The 15,118-nt window shown below is 73.1% G+C and carries 16 protein-coding genes; 13 read left to right on the forward strand and 3 right to left on the reverse strand.

From position 1 onward, the window contains the following. The first annotated feature begins 30 nt into the window (after positions 1-30). From AB0412_RS22515 to AB0412_RS22525, 3 genes are all read left to right on the forward strand, one after another. On the forward strand, positions 31-1,284 hold the full coding sequence (locus tag AB0412_RS22515) for an alpha/beta hydrolase (protein WP_366404338.1): 1,254 nt from the start codon (positions 31-33) through the stop codon (positions 1,282-1,284). After that, entirely contained in the window at positions 1,250-1,819 is a 570-nt protein-coding gene (gene tsaE, locus AB0412_RS22520) for a tRNA (adenosine(37)-N6)-threonylcarbamoyltransferase complex ATPase subunit type 1 TsaE (RefSeq protein ID WP_366404339.1), read from the forward strand. Before AB0412_RS22515 ends, tsaE begins: the two co-directional genes overlap by 35 nt. Before the next feature lie 175 nt (positions 1,820-1,994). Further along, complete coding sequence (locus AB0412_RS22525; RefSeq protein WP_366404340.1) at positions 1,995-2,168, forward strand: hypothetical protein; 174 nt, start codon at positions 1,995-1,997, stop codon at positions 2,166-2,168. Between the two features lie 87 nt (positions 2,169-2,255). Here AB0412_RS22525 and AB0412_RS22530 read toward each other — a convergent pair whose 3' ends face one another. After that, complete coding sequence (locus AB0412_RS22530) at positions 2,256-2,807, reverse strand: hypothetical protein (protein ID WP_366404341.1); 552 nt, start codon at positions 2,805-2,807, stop codon at positions 2,256-2,258. A 119-nt stretch (positions 2,808-2,926) separates the two neighbouring features. On the opposite strand from AB0412_RS22530, the gene tsaB reads away from it, so the two are divergent. The 4 genes from tsaB to AB0412_RS22550 are packed head-to-tail and all read left to right on the forward strand — an operon-like array spanning position 2,927 to position 5,454. Next, positions 2,927-3,580, forward strand: coding sequence for a tRNA (adenosine(37)-N6)-threonylcarbamoyltransferase complex dimerization subunit type 1 TsaB (gene tsaB / locus AB0412_RS22535; RefSeq protein WP_366404342.1), 654 nt, complete (start codon positions 2,927-2,929; stop codon positions 3,578-3,580). 29 nt (positions 3,581-3,609) lie between these two features. Then, entirely contained in the window at positions 3,610-4,110 is a 501-nt protein-coding gene (rimI, locus tag AB0412_RS22540) for a ribosomal protein S18-alanine N-acetyltransferase (protein WP_366404380.1), read from the forward strand. Further along, positions 4,103-5,200 (forward strand): tRNA (adenosine(37)-N6)-threonylcarbamoyltransferase complex transferase subunit TsaD, encoded by a 1,098-nt coding sequence (gene tsaD / locus AB0412_RS22545; RefSeq protein WP_366404343.1) that lies wholly within the window; start codon positions 4,103-4,105, stop codon positions 5,198-5,200. The genes rimI and tsaD overlap by 8 nt, the downstream gene beginning before the upstream one ends. Next, positions 5,197-5,454: a hypothetical protein gene (locus tag AB0412_RS22550; RefSeq protein WP_366404344.1), complete on the forward strand. Its 258-nt coding sequence runs from the start codon at positions 5,197-5,199 to the stop codon at positions 5,452-5,454. Before tsaD ends, AB0412_RS22550 begins: the two co-directional genes overlap by 4 nt. A 6-nt stretch (positions 5,455-5,460) precedes the next feature. On the opposite strand, the gene AB0412_RS22555 is transcribed toward AB0412_RS22550, so the two are convergent. Continuing rightward, positions 5,461-7,770 (reverse strand): glycoside hydrolase family 3 N-terminal domain-containing protein, encoded by a 2,310-nt coding sequence (locus AB0412_RS22555; RefSeq protein WP_366404345.1) that lies wholly within the window; start codon positions 7,768-7,770, stop codon positions 5,461-5,463. Positions 7,771-7,930: 160 nt separating this feature from the next. On the opposite strand from AB0412_RS22555, the gene AB0412_RS22560 reads away from it, so the two are divergent. The 4 genes from AB0412_RS22560 to AB0412_RS22575 all read left to right on the forward strand — a co-directional run bounded on the left by AB0412_RS22560 (position 7,931) and on the right by AB0412_RS22575 (position 11,916). Next, positions 7,931-8,983, forward strand: a complete 1,053-nt coding sequence (locus tag AB0412_RS22560) for a LacI family DNA-binding transcriptional regulator (protein ID WP_366404346.1) — start codon at positions 7,931-7,933, stop codon at positions 8,981-8,983. Between the two features lie 131 nt (positions 8,984-9,114). Further along, on the forward strand, positions 9,115-10,131 hold the full coding sequence (locus AB0412_RS22565) for an LCP family protein (RefSeq protein ID WP_366404347.1): 1,017 nt from the start codon (positions 9,115-9,117) through the stop codon (positions 10,129-10,131). 121 nt (positions 10,132-10,252) lie between these two features. Further along, a complete protein-coding gene (locus tag AB0412_RS22570) occupies positions 10,253-10,615 on the forward strand; it encodes a YciI family protein (protein WP_366404348.1) in 363 nt (120 codons plus the stop codon). Positions 10,616-10,710: 95 nt separating this feature from the next. After that, complete coding sequence (locus tag AB0412_RS22575; RefSeq protein ID WP_366404381.1) at positions 10,711-11,916, forward strand: RNA polymerase sigma factor; 1,206 nt, start codon at positions 10,711-10,713, stop codon at positions 11,914-11,916. On the opposite strand, the gene AB0412_RS22580 is transcribed toward AB0412_RS22575, so the two are convergent. Then, positions 11,917-13,155, reverse strand: a complete 1,239-nt coding sequence (locus AB0412_RS22580; RefSeq protein WP_366404349.1) for a methyltransferase domain-containing protein — start codon at positions 13,153-13,155, stop codon at positions 11,917-11,919. Between the two features lie 162 nt (positions 13,156-13,317). Here AB0412_RS22580 and AB0412_RS22585 point away from each other — a divergent pair, with 162 nt between their 5' ends. Next, positions 13,318-14,193, forward strand: a complete 876-nt coding sequence (locus AB0412_RS22585; protein ID WP_366404350.1) for a polysaccharide deacetylase family protein — start codon at positions 13,318-13,320, stop codon at positions 14,191-14,193. A 128-nt stretch (positions 14,194-14,321) separates the two neighbouring features. Then, positions 14,322-14,987 carry a polysaccharide deacetylase family protein gene (locus AB0412_RS22590; protein ID WP_366404382.1) on the forward strand — a complete coding sequence of 222 codons (666 nt, stop codon included), beginning with the start codon at positions 14,322-14,324 and terminating at the stop codon, positions 14,985-14,987. The last annotated feature ends 131 nt before the right edge of the window (positions 14,988-15,118 follow it).

The raw sequence follows: 15,118 nt of genomic DNA on the forward strand, positions 1-15,118 counted from the left end.
TGATCAACAGCCGGCGAAGAGGAGCGGTACGTGACCGAGAGCAGTGCGGAGGCCGTCGCGAGCGCCGCCACGGCGGCCGTCGCCTCCGCCGCCGGAGCATCCGGCGGATGGCGCCGGGCGACCGGCATCGCGGGTGTCGCGATAGGCGTGATAGCCACCGGCGCAGCCGCGGGTGTCGCCATCGAGCGGATGACCGTGGGCCGGGGCATGCGCCGCAAGGCCCGGCTCGCGCTCGACTCGGCGGGACCGTACGGCACGCTGCGCGGCACACCCGGCAAGGCGTACGCCGATGACGGCACCGAGTTGTACTACGAGGTCGACGAGCCGGACCCCGAGACGACTGCCGCGCCCGCGCGACGCCGGCGGCTGTTCGGCCGCAAGCCCCCGGCGCCGGTCACCGTCGTCTTCAGTCACGGCTACTGCCTCAACCAGGACTCCTGGCACTTCCAGCGGGCCGCGCTCAGGGGCGTCGTCCGGACCGTGCACTGGGACCAGCGCAGCCACGGGCGTTCCGCTCGGGGCGCGGCGCAGGTGGAGCGGGGCGAGCCGGTCACGATCGAGCAGCTCGGGCAGGATCTGAAGGCCGTCATCGACGCCGCCGCACCCGAGGGGCCGCTGGTGCTGGTGGGTCACTCGATGGGCGGGATGACCGTGATGGCGCTGGCCGACCAGTATCCGGAGCTGATCCGCGAGCGGGTCGTCGGCGTGGCCCTTGTCGGCACGTCGTCGGGGCGGCTCGGCGAGGTCAACTTCGGACTGCCGGTCGCCGGGGTCAACGCGGTGCGGCGGGTGCTGCCGGGGGTGCTCAAGGCGCTGGGGCAGCGGGCCGAGCTGGTGGAGAAGGGGCGCCGGGCGACGGCGGATCTGTTCGCCGGGGTCATCAAGCGGTACTCGTTCGCGTCGCGGGACGTCGATCCCGCCGTGGCGCGGTTCGCCGAACGGATGATCGAGTCCACGCCGATCGATGTCGTCGCCGAGTACTACCCGGCGTTCAACGACCACGACAAGACCGAGGCGCTCGCCCACTTCGCGGATCTGCCGGTGCTGGTGCTGGCCGGGGTGCAGGACCTGGTGACACCGAGCGAGCACAGCGAGGCGATCGCCGATCTGCTGCCGGAGGCGGAGCTGGTGCTGGTGCCGGACGCCGGGCATCTGGTGATCCTGGAGCACCCGGAGGTCGTCACCGACCGTCTCGCGGACCTGCTGACCCGCGCGGGTGCGGTGCCCGCAGGGGCTAACGTGGGTGGCTATGGAAGCACCAGCAGCACCGCACAACCCGGCTGAGCCCGAGCCGTCCGCGCAGTCCGCCGTCCCGCAGTCCGATGCGCGGGCCGCGCAGTCCGTCGAGCTGACGATCACCTCGCCCGACCAGATGCGGGAACTGGGCCGCAAGCTCGCGAAGCTGCTGCGCGCGGGCGACCTGGTGATGCTCACCGGTGAGCTCGGCGCCGGCAAGACCACGCTGACCCGGGGGCTCGGCGAGGGACTCGGCGTGCGGGGCGCGGTCACCTCGCCGACCTTCGTGATCGCCCGCGTCCACCCGTCCCTGGGCGAGGGCCCGCCCCTGGTCCACGTCGACGCGTACCGCCTCTCCGGGGGGCTGGACGAGATGGAGGACCTCGATCTCGACGTCTCGTTGCCCGAGTCCGTGATCGTCGTGGAGTGGGGCGAGGGCAAGGTCGAGGAGCTGACCGACGAGCGGCTCCAGGTCGTCATCCACCGCGCGGTCGGCGACACGACGGACGAGGTCCGGCATGTGACGCTGACGGGCCTGGGCGAGCGCTGGTCGGGCGCGGACCTGAGCGTGCTGTCGGCGTAGGCGGCCGCGTCAGGCCGTCACGTCACCAGGCCCTCGGGTCTCATATGAACGTTCCGACAAGACGTCGGGAAAATGTTGCGTTCCGGCTCCCGGCCGTGGTCACATGGTACCCAGCCCGTAGTTAGGTGTACCTAAGTACCTGACTGCTTCCGCCCCCGGCCCCCAGGAGGCGTCCATGTCGGCCACCGAGAGCGACCGCCGGACCACGGCGCAGCCGAAGCCGGTTTCCGGGGTGCCCATGCGCGATCTGCTCGCCGCCTGCGCCGCGGCGGCCGCGATCTCGACGCCGCCCCGCGCGCCCGAGCCGCCCCTCGCCCGGCCCGTGACGGACCGCCGCCAGGCCGCGTAGACCCACGGACAGACCTGACGGCCGGTCCACAGACAGGCCCACGGACATGCCCACGGACAGAGCTGACGGACAGGTCCACGGACAGACCTACGGCACGACCACGACCTTCCGGCCGATCGTCGCGAACCTCCACATCGCCGCGCCGTCCGCCCGCGTCTCGCGGACCCCGCCCGTGCGGACCGACGGATCGATCTCCGGCATGGAGCCGTCCACCGCCGCGCTGAAGCCGATCACCGTGCCGTCGACGCTGGCGAACCGCACCACGTGCTCGACCGGAATGCCATCCGATCCGGTGACCCGCTTGGAGCGGGAGGTGACCCGGTAGGTGCCCGGCGCCGGGTCCACCGTGCTGGGGCGGACGGAGAAGGTGCGCCCGACCTCGCCGCCGTCCTCGACCAGCCACACCCGGTCGTGGTCCAGGGAGTACACGACCCGGACGCCCCGACCCGAGCGGGCGGGGAGGGGCTCCGGGCGATCGCCGTCCTGGGAGGCCTTGGGGGCGGACCGGGCCGTGCCCGCCTGCGCGGCCGCACGCAGATCCGCCGGGACGTTCGCGGACGCCTGGTAGCCGAGGAAGCCGACCGTCGCGAGCGCCGTCGCGGTCAGCCCCGCCACGATCGCCGAGCTGGTCCCTGCCACCGCCGTCACCTCTGTCCCGCTTCGACCCGTGATGCACGTATGCGATCGAGACGGTAGCAGTCCGTGACCGTCCCGACCTTGCGGCCGTGGCGAAGGCGCGGGAGCCGTAGGCTGTTTGCGTGCTCTTGCTCGCTCTGGATACCGCCACCCCCGCCGTCACGGTCGCGCTGCACGACGGCGACGACATCATCGCCTCGTCGAGCCAGGTGGACGCCCGCCGGCACGGCGAGCTGCTGCTCCCGGCGATCGACCGGGTGCTCGCCGACGCCGGCCGGAAGCTGGACGCCGTCACCGGCGTAGTCGTCGGCATCGGCCCCGGCCCGTACACCGGGCTGCGCGTCGGCCTGATGACCGCGGACACCTTCGGGCTCGCGCTCGGCGTCCCCGTGCACGGTGTGTGCACGCTGGACGGACTGGCCTACGCGGCCGACCTGGAGGGCCCCTTCGTCGTGGCGACCGACGCCCGCCGCAAGGAGGTCTACTGGGCCCGCTACGCCGACTCCCGCACCCGCCTCACCGACCCGGCCGTCGACCGGCCCGCCGACATCGCCGAGCAGGTCAAGGGCCTGCCCGCGGTCGGCGCGGGCGCGCTGCTGTACCCGGAGACCTTCCCCAAGGCGCACGAGCCCGAGCATGTGTCCGCCGCCGCCCTGGCCCGGCTGGCCGCCGAGCGGCTGGCCGCCGGCGAGGCGCTGCCGGCGCCCCGGCCGCTGTATCTGCGGCGGCCCGACGCCCAGGTCCCCAAGAACTACAAGGTGGTCACCCCCAAGTGACCGGATCCGAGACCGTCGTGCTGCGCGAGATGCGCTGGTGGGACATCGAACCCGTGCTGGAGCTGGAACGGGAGCTGTTCCCCGAGGACGCCTGGTCCCGGGGCATGTTCTGGTCCGAGCTGGCCCACGCCCGCGGACCCGAGGCGACCCGGCGTTACGTCATCGCCCAGGAGGGCGACCGGATCGTCGGCTACGCGGGGCTCGCCGCCTCCGGGGAGCAGGGCGACATCCAGACCATCGCGGTCAGCCGCGACCACTGGGGCACGGGCCTCGGCTCGCGGCTGCTGACCGACCTGCTGCGGGCGGCCACCGCCTTCGAGTGCTCCGAAGTGATGCTGGAGTGCCGGATCGACAACGTCCGCGCCCAGAAGCTGTACGAGCGCTTCGGCTTCGAGACCATCGGCGTCCGGCGCGGCTACTACCAGCCGGGCAACGTGGACGCCCTGGTGCTGCGCCTGTCCGACCCCTCCACCTCTGTCCCGCCGGCGCACCCGGCGGACGGCGTACAAGGAACCGAGATTCATGGCTGACGAACCCCTGGTCCTGGGGATCGAGACCTCCTGCGACGAGACCGGTGTCGGCATCGTCCGCGGTACCACCCTGCTGGCCGACGCGGTCGCCTCCAGCGTCGACGAGCACGCCCGCTTCGGCGGTGTCGTCCCCGAGGTCGCCTCCCGGGCGCACCTGGAGGCGATGGTGCCGACGATCGACCGCGCGCTGAAGGAGGCCGGGGTGAGCGCGCGGGACCTGGACGGCATCGCCGTCACCGCGGGCCCGGGCCTCGCGGGCGCGCTCCTGGTCGGCGTCTCGGCGGCCAAGGCGTACGCCTACGCCCTCGGCAAGCCCCTGTACGGCGTGAACCACCTCGCCTCCCACATCTGTGTCGACCAGCTCGAACACGGCGCGCTGCCCGAGCCGACGATGGCGCTGCTGGTCTCCGGCGGCCACTCGTCCCTGCTGCTGTCGAGCGACATCACCTCCGACGTGCGCCCCATGGGCGCCACCATCGACGACGCGGCTGGCGAGGCCTTCGACAAGATCGCCCGCGTGCTGAACCTCGGCTTCCCCGGCGGCCCGGTCATCGACCGGTACGCACGTGAGGGAGACCCGGACGCGATCGCCTTCCCGCGCGGTCTGACCGGCCCGCGCGACCCGGCGTACGACTTCTCCTTCTCCGGGCTGAAGACGGCCGTGGCCCGCTGGATCGAGGCCAAACGGGCGGCGGGCGAGGAGGTGCCGGTGCGCGATGTGGCGGCCTCGTTCCAGGAGGCGGTCGTGGACGTGCTGACCCGCAAGGCGGTGCGCGCCTGCAAGGACGAGGGCGTCGACCACCTGATGATCGGCGGCGGCGTCGCCGCCAACTCCCGTCTGCGGGCGCTGGCCCAGGAGCGCTGCGAGGCCGCCGGGATCCGCCTGCGCGTACCGCGCCCCAAGCTGTGCACGGACAACGGCGCGATGGTGGCCGCGCTGGGCGCGGAGATGGTCGCGCGGAACCGTCCGGCCTCCGACTGGGGCCTGTCGGCGGACTCGTCCCTGCCGGTGACCGATCCACACGTCCCCGGCGAGGCGCACACCCACGACCATGTGCACGAGCTGAGCAAGGAGAACCTCTACTCGTGACGGTCGCCCTGATGTGGGAGGCCCGCGCGGTCCCCGGCCGGGGCGGCGACCTACTGACCTGGACCCGCACGCAGAACCTCCCCGGCACCCCCCTGCGCCGCGAGACCTTCCGGGCCCCCGGAGACCGAGTCCTGATCATCACCTGGTGGGACGCCCCGTACGACGCGGAACTCCCTGAACTGCCGGAGCCTCCGGGCGAGTTGCTCACCCGCCCGGTCCACCGGTGGCGGTTCGAGTCGGTCGCCTCCGGCTGAGGGGCCTCACGGCACTTCCGACACCTCCGTCTCGCAGCGCAGCCGCCGGTCCGTTCCCACTACGCGCCGCGGGCCCGTCAGGGTCAGGTGGGTCGTGTGGCGGATGTCTGTGCTCGATGCCGCCAAGCGCAGTTCGAGGGTGCCCGGTTCCACGATGCGGTGGCCCGTGCGGTCGGTGAAGGCCGAGAGGTCCGGGTGGAAGCGGAAGGTCACGCGCGCCGCCGCGCCAGGGGCCAGCTCCAGCCGCTGATAGCCGATCAGGCGCATGTCGGGGCGGGTGACCGAGGCGACCGGGTCGTGGAGGTAGAGCTGGACGACCTCCGCGCCCTCGCGGTCACCGGTGTTGCGGACGGTCACGGAGACGTCGTACGTGCTGTCCGTGGTGATCTCCACGTCCTGGTCGCGTCTGTCGGGGACCCACTCGAACCTCGTGTACGAGCGGCCGTGGCCGAAGGCGTACAGCGGGGTCGGGTCCAGGTTGCTGACCTCGCCCGCGAGGCCCAGTGGCGGCTGGAGGTAGGTCCACGGCTGGCCGCCGGGGACGTGCGGCACGCTGACCGGCAGGCGGCCGGAGGGGTTCACGCGGCCGGACAGCACGCCCGCCACCGCGGGGCCGCCCTCCTCGCCGGGGAAGAAGGCCTGCACGGCCGCGCCCAGGCGGCCCTGCCAGCGGCCCAGCGCGTACGGCCGCCCGGTGAGCAGCACCAGCACCACGGGCACGCCCGTCGCGACGAGTGCGTCCAGCAGCTCGGCCTGCACACCGGGCAGGCTCAGGTCGCTCGCGTCGCAGCCCTCGCCCGAGGTGCCGCGGCCGAACAGGCCGGCCCGGTCGCCGAGCACCGCCACGCACACGTCCGCCTCGGCGGCCCGCGCGACCGCCTCCTCGAAGCCCGAGGTGTCCGGATCCGAGGTGTCGCAGCCGTGGGCGAACGTCACCTTGGCGTCGGGCAGTTCGGCGCGCAGCGCCTCCAGGACCGTCGGGATGTCGATGCCTGCCGGGACCCCGGGGTGGTGGGTCAGGACGTGGGAGGGGAACGAGTAGCAGCCCAGCATCGCGAGCGCGTCGGCGGCGCGGGGGCCGACGACCGCGATCCGGGTGTCGGGGGAGAGGGGGAGCAGACCGTCGGGGTTGTCCAGCAGCACCACCGACTCCTCGGCGAGGCGGCGGGCCAGGGCCCGGTTCTCGGCCGAGTCGAGGTCGAGGGGCGCGGTGGGCTCGGGGGCCCAGTCCTCGTCGAGCAGGCCCAGTTCGCACTTCTGCAGCAGCACCCGGCGGGCCGCCCGGTCCACCAGCTCCTCGGGGATCTCGCCCGCGCGGACCGCGGTGAGCAGGGGAGTGCCGTAGCACCTCACGGTGGGCAGTTCGACGTCGATGCCGGCCAGCAGCGCCGCGTGCGCCGCCTCGGCGTGGCTGCCCGCCACCCGGTGCAGGGTCTCGAGGAAGCCGATGCCGAAGTAGTCGGCGACGACCGTGCCGGTGAAGCCCCATTCGTCCCGCAGAAGCCGGGTCAGCAGTCCGGGGTCGGCGGAGGCGGGAACGCCGTCGGTCTCGGTGTACGCGGCCATCACCGAGCGGGCCCCGCCCTCGCGCAGCGCCATCTCGAACGGCGGCAGCGTGATGTCGGCGAACTCCCGCACGCCCGCCCGCACCGGCGCCAGATTCCGCGCCCCGGCCGAGGCGGCGTACCCGGCGAAGTGCTTCAGCGTCGCGACCACCCCGGCCGACTCCAGTCCGCGCACGTAGGCGGTGCCGATCGTGCCCACCAGATACGGGTCCTCGCCGATCGTCTCCTCCACCCGGCCCCAGCGCGGATCCCGTACGACGTCCAGGACGGGCGCGAGCCCCTGGTGGACGCCGGCCGCGCGCAGGTCCTCGCCGATACGGCGGGCCATCCGCTCCACCAGCTCGGGGTCGAAGCTGGCGCCCCACGCCAGCGGCACGGGGTAGGCGGTGGCCTGCCAGGCGGTGAATCCGGCCAGGCACTCCTCGTGCGCGACCGCCGGGATGCCGAACCGGCCGGCCGCCGCGATCTGCCGCTGGGCGCGGGCCAGGGCCTGCGCGCCGAGACCGGGGTCGACGGGGGCGGTGCCGAAGGAGCGGGTGATCTGGCCGAGGCCGAGGGTGATCAGCTCGTCCCAGTCGTAGTCGGAGGTCATGTCGTGCTGGTGCGGTGCGACACCCTCGCCGTCCGTGTCGGCGCCCACCCACACGCCGTAGAGCTGGGCGGTCTTCTCCTCCAGGGTCATCCGGGAGAGCAGGTCGTCGACGCGGACGGAGGCGGGCAGGGCGGGGTCACGCCAGGGCGCGGTGGTCATGAAGCTCCTGTCGGGTGGACGAACGGCCCTCTCACGAACGTTCCTCGGAACGCTCACCATGACTGGGTTCGAATGTTTCGAAGTGTATTTCGAATGTTCCGGGAACCTATGGCGGCCCGAGGACTTCGTCAAGAGGTCCCGCAGGGATACGATCGCCGCCATGACTTCCTCGCAGCCCGCAGAAACCCGGACGCAAGGGCGCAGCACCCAGACCGCGACCCTCGCCGAGATCGCCCGCGAGGCCGGCGTCTCCGCGCCGACTGTTTCGAAGGTGCTCAACGGCCGCGCCGATGTCGCTCCGGCCACCCGCAGCCGGGTCGAGGAGCTGCTGCGCGCCCACGGCTACCGCCGACGGCGCGCCGAGGCCACCCGCTCGCCGCTGATCGACCTGGTCTTCCACGAGCTGGAGAGCGCCTGGGCGATGGAGGTCATCCGGGGTGTGGAGAACGTGGCCAGGGACGCCGGCCTGAGCGTCGTCCTCTCCGAGAGCGCCGGCCGCCTCACACCCGGGCGCACCTGGGCCGACCAGGTCGCCGCCCGACGCCCGCACGGCGTGATCCTGGTGCTGTCCGGCCTCGACGAGTCCGGGCGGGCGCTGCTGACCAGCCGCTCCATCCCGTTCGTGGTCATGGACCCGGCGGGCGACCCCGGCACCGACGTGCCCTCCATCGGTGCGACCAACTGGCAGGGCGGGCTCGCCGCCACCCGGCACCTGATCGAGCTGGGGCACACCAGGATCGGGGCGATCAGCGGACCCACGCGGATGATGTGCAGCCGCGCCCGCGTCGACGGCTACCGCGCCGCGCTGGAGACCGCCGGGCTCCCGGTGGACCCCGGGCTGATCGTCACCGGCGACTTCCATCACGAGGCCGGCTACCGGCAGGGCCTCGCCCTGCTGCGCCGCGAGGACCGGCCCACCGCGGTCTTCGCCGGCAACGACCTTCAGGCCCTCGGTCTCTACGAGGCCGCACGCGAACTGGGGCTGCGGATCCCGGAGGACGTGAGCGTGGTCGGCTTCGACGACCTGCCGGTGGCCCGCTGGGTGGGGCCGCCGCTGACGACCGTACGGCAGCCGCTGACCGAGATGGCGGAGGCGGCGGCCAAGCTGGTGCTCGACCTCGCCAAGGGTGAGGACCAGCAGGCGGCGACCCGGGTGGAACTGGCGACGAGCCTGGTGGTGCGCAGCAGCACGGCGGCGCCGGCGGGGGCGTGACCCCGGCGCTCGAAACCGATTCGCGGGGTGTTGCGAAAGTTTCGGGCACGGGCAGTCGGAAGTCTGAGAATTTCACAAGAAAACTGTCCGCGCGACGCTGGTCGTCATAATTCGGACGTACGTTCCTGCCCGTGACGGGACTCGCGGGGAGACTGAAGATCGCCGGCCTCACGCTGACGGGCGTGCTCGTGCTCGGCGCGGGGGCGGCCGGATGGGCCTACTGGCAGCTCGACGACAACATCACCGGCGTCGACATCGACAGCGCCCTCGGCGACGACCGTCCCGCCGAGGCGAGCAGCCATCCCTCCCCGGACGGCGCGGCCATGGCCTCGCCCCTGGCGACGGAGTCCCTGAACGTCCTCGTGCTCGGCTCGGACTCGCGCGGCGGCGAGGAGAACCAGGCGCTCGGCGGCGGCGACAGCGACGGCGCACGCTCCGACACGGCCATGGTCGTCCACCTCGACCCGGGCCGGACCACCGCCACCGTGGTCAGCATCCCGCGCGACACCCTCGTCGACCGGCCCGCCTGCCCGCTGCCGGACGGAGGAGAGTCGCAGCCCGTGTCGGGGGCCATGTTCAACAGCGCCTACGCGGTGGGCGGACCGGTGTGCGCGGTGAAGACCGCAGAGGCCCTCACCGACGTCCGCATGGACCACTACATCGAGATCGACTTCGCCGGTTTCGCCCGGCTGGTCGACGCGCTCGGCGGCGTCACCGTCACCACGGAGGAGGACATCGACGACGACCGCAGCCACCTGCGGCTGGACGCCGGCACCCACCATCTCGACGGCACCGAGGCCCTGGCCCTCGCCCGCACCCGCTACGGCATCGGCGACGGCAGCGACCTCGGCCGCATCGGCCTCCAGCACACGCTCGTCAAGGCACTCCTGGATCGGATCGCCGACCAGGACCTCTTCACCGACCCCGTGAAGCTGTACGACATCGCCGACGCGCTCACCGGCAGCCTCACCACCGACACCGGGCTGGACTCGCTGAGCGAGCTGATCGGCTTCGGCCGGAGCCTGGGGGACCTGTCGTCGTCCGGCGTCAGGACGGTGACCATGCCGGTGGTCCCGGCCCCCTACGACCCCGACCGGGTGGTGGCGGACGAGCCGGAGGCGAGGGAGCTGTGGGACTCGCTGAAATGAGCGGAGGTTTTTCCGGCGGGCGTGTCGAAGCCGGCGTCCCTCGTTCGACGCACAGGGTGAGAGCGGGGAGAAACCCCGCCCGAGACGGGGAGAGACCCCGCCCGAGACCCGAGGAGGCACCATGCCCCGCTATCTGTCCCTGGTCCGCATCCAGGAGAACACCATCGACATGGAGTCCGCCGACCCGGGCTTCGAGGAGCGGATGGGCGCGCTGTTCGAGGAGATGACCAAGGCGGGCGCGATGCTCGACACCGCCGGGCTCAAGCCCACCGCCGAGTCCACCCGCGTCACCTGGTCCGACGGCAAGCTGTCGTACACCGACGGCCCCTTCACGGAGACCAAGGAGGTCGTCGGCGGGTACGCGCTGATGCAGTGCAAGGACATGGCCGAGGCCATCGAGTGGGGGAAGCGGTTCCTGGAGGTGCACCCGCCCCACTGGACCGTGGGCCTGGAGGTCCGCGAGGTCGAGGAGCCGGGGGCCTGAGCGGACGGCCGCTGTCGGTGCCGTGTGCTGTCATGTGAGGTGTGACGGCACACGGCAGGCAGACCATCGCCGAGACCCTCGAGACGGTCTTCCGGATGGAGTCCGCGCGGATCATCGCCGGCGTGACGCGGATCGTCCGGGATGTCGGCATCGCCGAGGAGATCGCCCAGGACGCCCTCGTCGCCGCGCTGGAGCAGTGGCCGAAAGAGGGCGTCCCCGACCGTCCGGGCGCCTGGCTGACGGCCACGGCCAAGCACCGCGCCATCGATCTGGTGCGGCGCCGCGAGACCTACGCCCGCAAGCTCCAGGAGGCCGGCCGCGCCCTGCCGGACGCGGCGCACGACCCCGAGCCCTCCGGCCCCGGGGACATCGACGACGACGTACTGCGGCTGATCTTCACCGCCTGCCATCCCGTGCTGTCCGCCGAGGCCCGCACCGCGCTGACCCTGCGGCTGGTCGGCGGGCTGCGCACGGAGGAGATCGCCCGCGCCTTCCTGGTGCCGGAGGCGACGCTCGCGCAGCGGATCGTGCGGGCCAAGCGGACGCTGGCCAGGTCGGGAGTCCCCTTCGAGGTGCCGTACGGCGACGACCGGGCCGCCCGGCTCGGCTCGGTCCTGGAGGTCATCTACCTGATCTTCAACGAGGGGTACGCCGCCACTGCGGGCGACGACCTGCTGCGCCCCGCGCTGTGCGAGGACGCGCTGCGGCTCGCGCGGCAGCTGGCCGCGCTGATGCCCAAGGAGCCCGAGGCCCACGGGCTGGCCGCCCTGCTGGAGCTCCAGGCGTCCCGGACGGCGGCACGCACCGGGCCCGACGGCGAGCCGGTGATGCTCGCCGACCAGAACCGGCGGCTGTGGAACCGGCTGCTGATCCGACGCGGCCTGGCCGCCCTGGAGCGGGCCCTCGAACCGGGCGGCACCGCCGGTCCGTTCACCGTCCAGGCCGCGATCGCCGCCTGCCACGCGCAGGCGGCCACGTACGAGGAGACCGACTGGGCGCGCATCGCCGCCCTCTACGGACTCCTCGCCGCCCGCACCCCCTCCCCGGTCGTCGAACTCAACCGCGCGGTCGCCGTCTCCATGGCCGAGGGCCCCGCCGCCGCACTGCCCCTCGTCGACGCCCTCACCGAGGTACCGGCGCTGCTCGACTACCACCTGCTGCCGAGCGTGCGCGGCGACCTGCTGGCGCGGCTGGGGCGTACGGAGGAGGCCCGCGCCGAGTTCGCACGGGCGGCCTCCCTGACCCGCAACCAGCGGGAGCGGGAACTGCTGCTGCGGCGGGCGGGGGAGACCGGCGTCTGATCAGCTCGCCGGGTGGCCGGTCGCCGGGTGGCCGGTCGTCGGGTGGCCGAGCAGCATCGTCGGGGCGCCCGCGACACGCGTGAGGAACACGGTGACGGCCTCCGTGCCGTGCGGCTTGGGCAGCACCTTGCGGCGGAGCTCCTCGGGCTCGACCGCCGAGCCGCGCTTCTTGACGGTCAGGGTGCCGACGTGGCGCTCCCGCAGCAGGGCCTTCAGCTTCTTGGCGTTGAAGGGGAGCCGGTCGGTGATCTCGTAGGCGGTCGCGTACGGGGTCGGACGGTGCTCGTCGGCCGTGATGTACGCGATGGTCTCGTCGATCAGCCCGCCGCCGACGTCCTCGGCTACCTCGGCGACCAGATGGGCGCGGATGACGGCGCCGTCGGGCTCGTACAGGAACCGGCCGGGCGGACGCACCGCCGGGTCGGGCAGACCGCGGGAGAGGAGCGTGCGGGGGCCGGGGAGGAGCGTGGCGCGGAAGGCGCCCTTCACCTGTCCCGGGCCGGCCTCCTCCGCGCCGGCGTGTGCCGTGCCGAACCACAGCACCGCCTCCTTCACGTCCCCGCCGTCCGAGATCCACTCGGCCTCGGCGTCGTCGGGGATCGCCTCGTGCGGAACGCCCGGTGCGATCTTCAGGGCGGCGGCGCGGGGCGCCGTACGCGCCGCCTCGATCGCCCAGGACAGCGGGGGCGAGTACGCCTCGGGGTCGAAGATGCGGCCCCGGCCGCCGCGCCGGGCCGGATCCACGAAGACCGCGTCGTACCCGGCCGTGTCGACCTCCGTGACATCGGCCTCGCGCACCTCGATCAGCCCGGCGAGCCCCAGCGCGTCCGCGTTCGCCCGGGCCGCCGCCGCGGTGAGCGGGTCCCGGTCCACCGCCAGCACCCGGATCCCGGCGCGCGCCAGCGCGATCGCGTCCCCGCCGATCCCGCAGCACAGGTCGGCCACCGACGTCACGCCCAGTTCGCTGAACCGCCGCGCCCGGTACGCCGCCACGCTCGCCCGCGTCGACTGCTCGACCCCGTTCGGGGTGAAGAACATCCGCCGGGCGTCCTCCTCCCCGAACTTCGCCACGGCCCGCTGCCGCAGCCGCGCCTGACCGAGCGCCGCCGACACCAGTTCCGCGGGGTGTGCGCGGCGCAGCCGGGTCGCGACGGCGAGTTCGTGCGCCGGGTCGGTGTCGCGCACCTCCTCCAGGAGAGCGCGGCCTTCGGGGGTGAGGAGCGGGGCGAGGTCGTTCACCGGCTCATTGTGGGCCAGTCGGTGGACCGTTCGCCTCCGGCGGCGGTGTCGGGCCGGGTTCCGGGCGGAGGGCTGGGAGGATCCGAGCTCATGCGAGTAGTAGGACAAAACGATAAAAAGCGGGTGTGGGGCGCGAGGCGGTCGCGAGGCGCGGTGGGCCGGGTGCGGGTCGCCCTCGTCGTCCTCGCCCTCGCCGCTCTCGCCCCGGGCTGCGGACGAGGCGGCGGCGAGGTCCCGCCCGCGGGCGGCCAGCAGCCCCTCAACGCGCCCCCGGCCCGCGCGCTCGACTCCTACGCCACCAAGCTGCGCGCCGCGCACGCCGCGCGGGCCGCCGCCGCGAAACGCTGGGGGCTGAAGCGGGTGCCCCTGACGGCCCCGCCGGCGCCGAGGAAGAAGCCGCGCATCACCACCCGCGAGGGCTTCGAGGTCGACGGCCACCGCCGCCTCGGCCTCCCCCCGGTCTTCACCACCGTCCCCACCAAGGAGAAGATCGTCTTCCTCACCATCGACGACGGCTCCGAGAAGGACCCGAAGTTCCTGCGGATGATGAGCGACCTGCGGATCCCGTACACCGCCTTCCTCAGCGACTACGTCGTGAGCGACGACTACGGCTACTTCAAGCGGATGCAGGACCGCGGCGTCACCCTGAACAACCACACCCTGAACCACCCCTACCTGCCCGCGCTGTCCTACGCCCGCCAGAAGCGCGAGATCTGCGGCATGCAGAAGGTCATCGAGGAGCGCTACGGCACCCGCCCGGTCCTCTTCCGCCCGCCCTTCGGCAACTACGACAGGAACACCCTGCGCGCCGCGAAACGCTGCGGCATCGAGTACGTCCCGCTGTGGAACGAGGAGGTCTTCGTCGACCGCTGGGAGTACCGCGAGTGGGACCGGGAACTGCATCCCGGCGACATCGTCCTCACGCACTTCCGCGGCCCCGACGACTGGGACGGCACGATGCGCGACATGGTCCGCCGCTTCCTGAACAAGGTCACGGCGGAGGGGTACGCGGTGGCCCGCCTGGAGGACTACCTGTGAGGCGCCGCGGCTCGACGGCCGTCGCCCTGATCCTGCTGCTCACGGCGCTCACCGGGTGCGGCGGCCCGGGGGAAGACCGGGAGGCCGGAGACGGCGTGGGTGAAGCGCCCCGAAAGGGGCGCGGGGAACTGCGCGAGCAACCACGCACCACCCGCACTCCGGCACGGCGCCCGCCCGCCCCCGCGACCCCACCGGTGATCGACCGCGTCCGCACGCGCGACCACGTCGTCTTCCTGACCTACGACGACGGAGCCGAACGCGACCCCCGCTTCATCGACCTCGTCCGCGAACGGCGCCTCCCGGTCAGCCTCTTCCTCACCGACAGCGTGGTGGGCCCCGGCTACGCGCACTTCGCCCGGCTGCGCGCGGTCGGCGCGAGCCTGCAGAACCACACCCTCGACCACTCCGCCCTGCGCGGCCTGCCGTACGCCGGCCAGCGCGCGGAGATCTGCGGCCAGCAGCGCAAGCTCAAGTCCCGCTTCGGCGTCCGCCCCCACCTCTTCCGCCCGCCCTACGGCACGTACGACACGACGACCCTCCGCGCCGCCGCTGACTGCGGCATCACGGCGGTCGTCCTCGGGCGGGCGACCCTGGACGGAGACGGCGACCTCACGTACGCCGGGGGCGCCGAGCGGCTGACGCCCGGCGACATCATCTCCGTCCCGTCGGTCGAGCTCCCGTCCCTGACCCTGGCGGACCGGACGACCCGCCTGCTGAGGGAGATCGAGAGCCGAGGGCTGAGAGTGGCCCGCCTGGAGGACTACGTGAGCAGAGTCAGTCCGTCGGGCTCTTGAGGCGGGCCGGGCAATCCAGCCCGTACGGCTTTGGCGGCGGGCCGGGCAATCCAGCCCGTACGGCTTTGGCGGCGGGCCGGGCAATCCAGCCCGTACGGCTTTGGCGGCGGGCCGGGCAATCCAGCCCGTAC

The sequence above is a fragment of the Streptomyces sp. NPDC052012 genome (genome assembly GCF_040689265.1).
Taxonomy (GTDB): Bacteria; Actinomycetota; Actinomycetes; order Streptomycetales; family Streptomycetaceae; genus Streptomyces.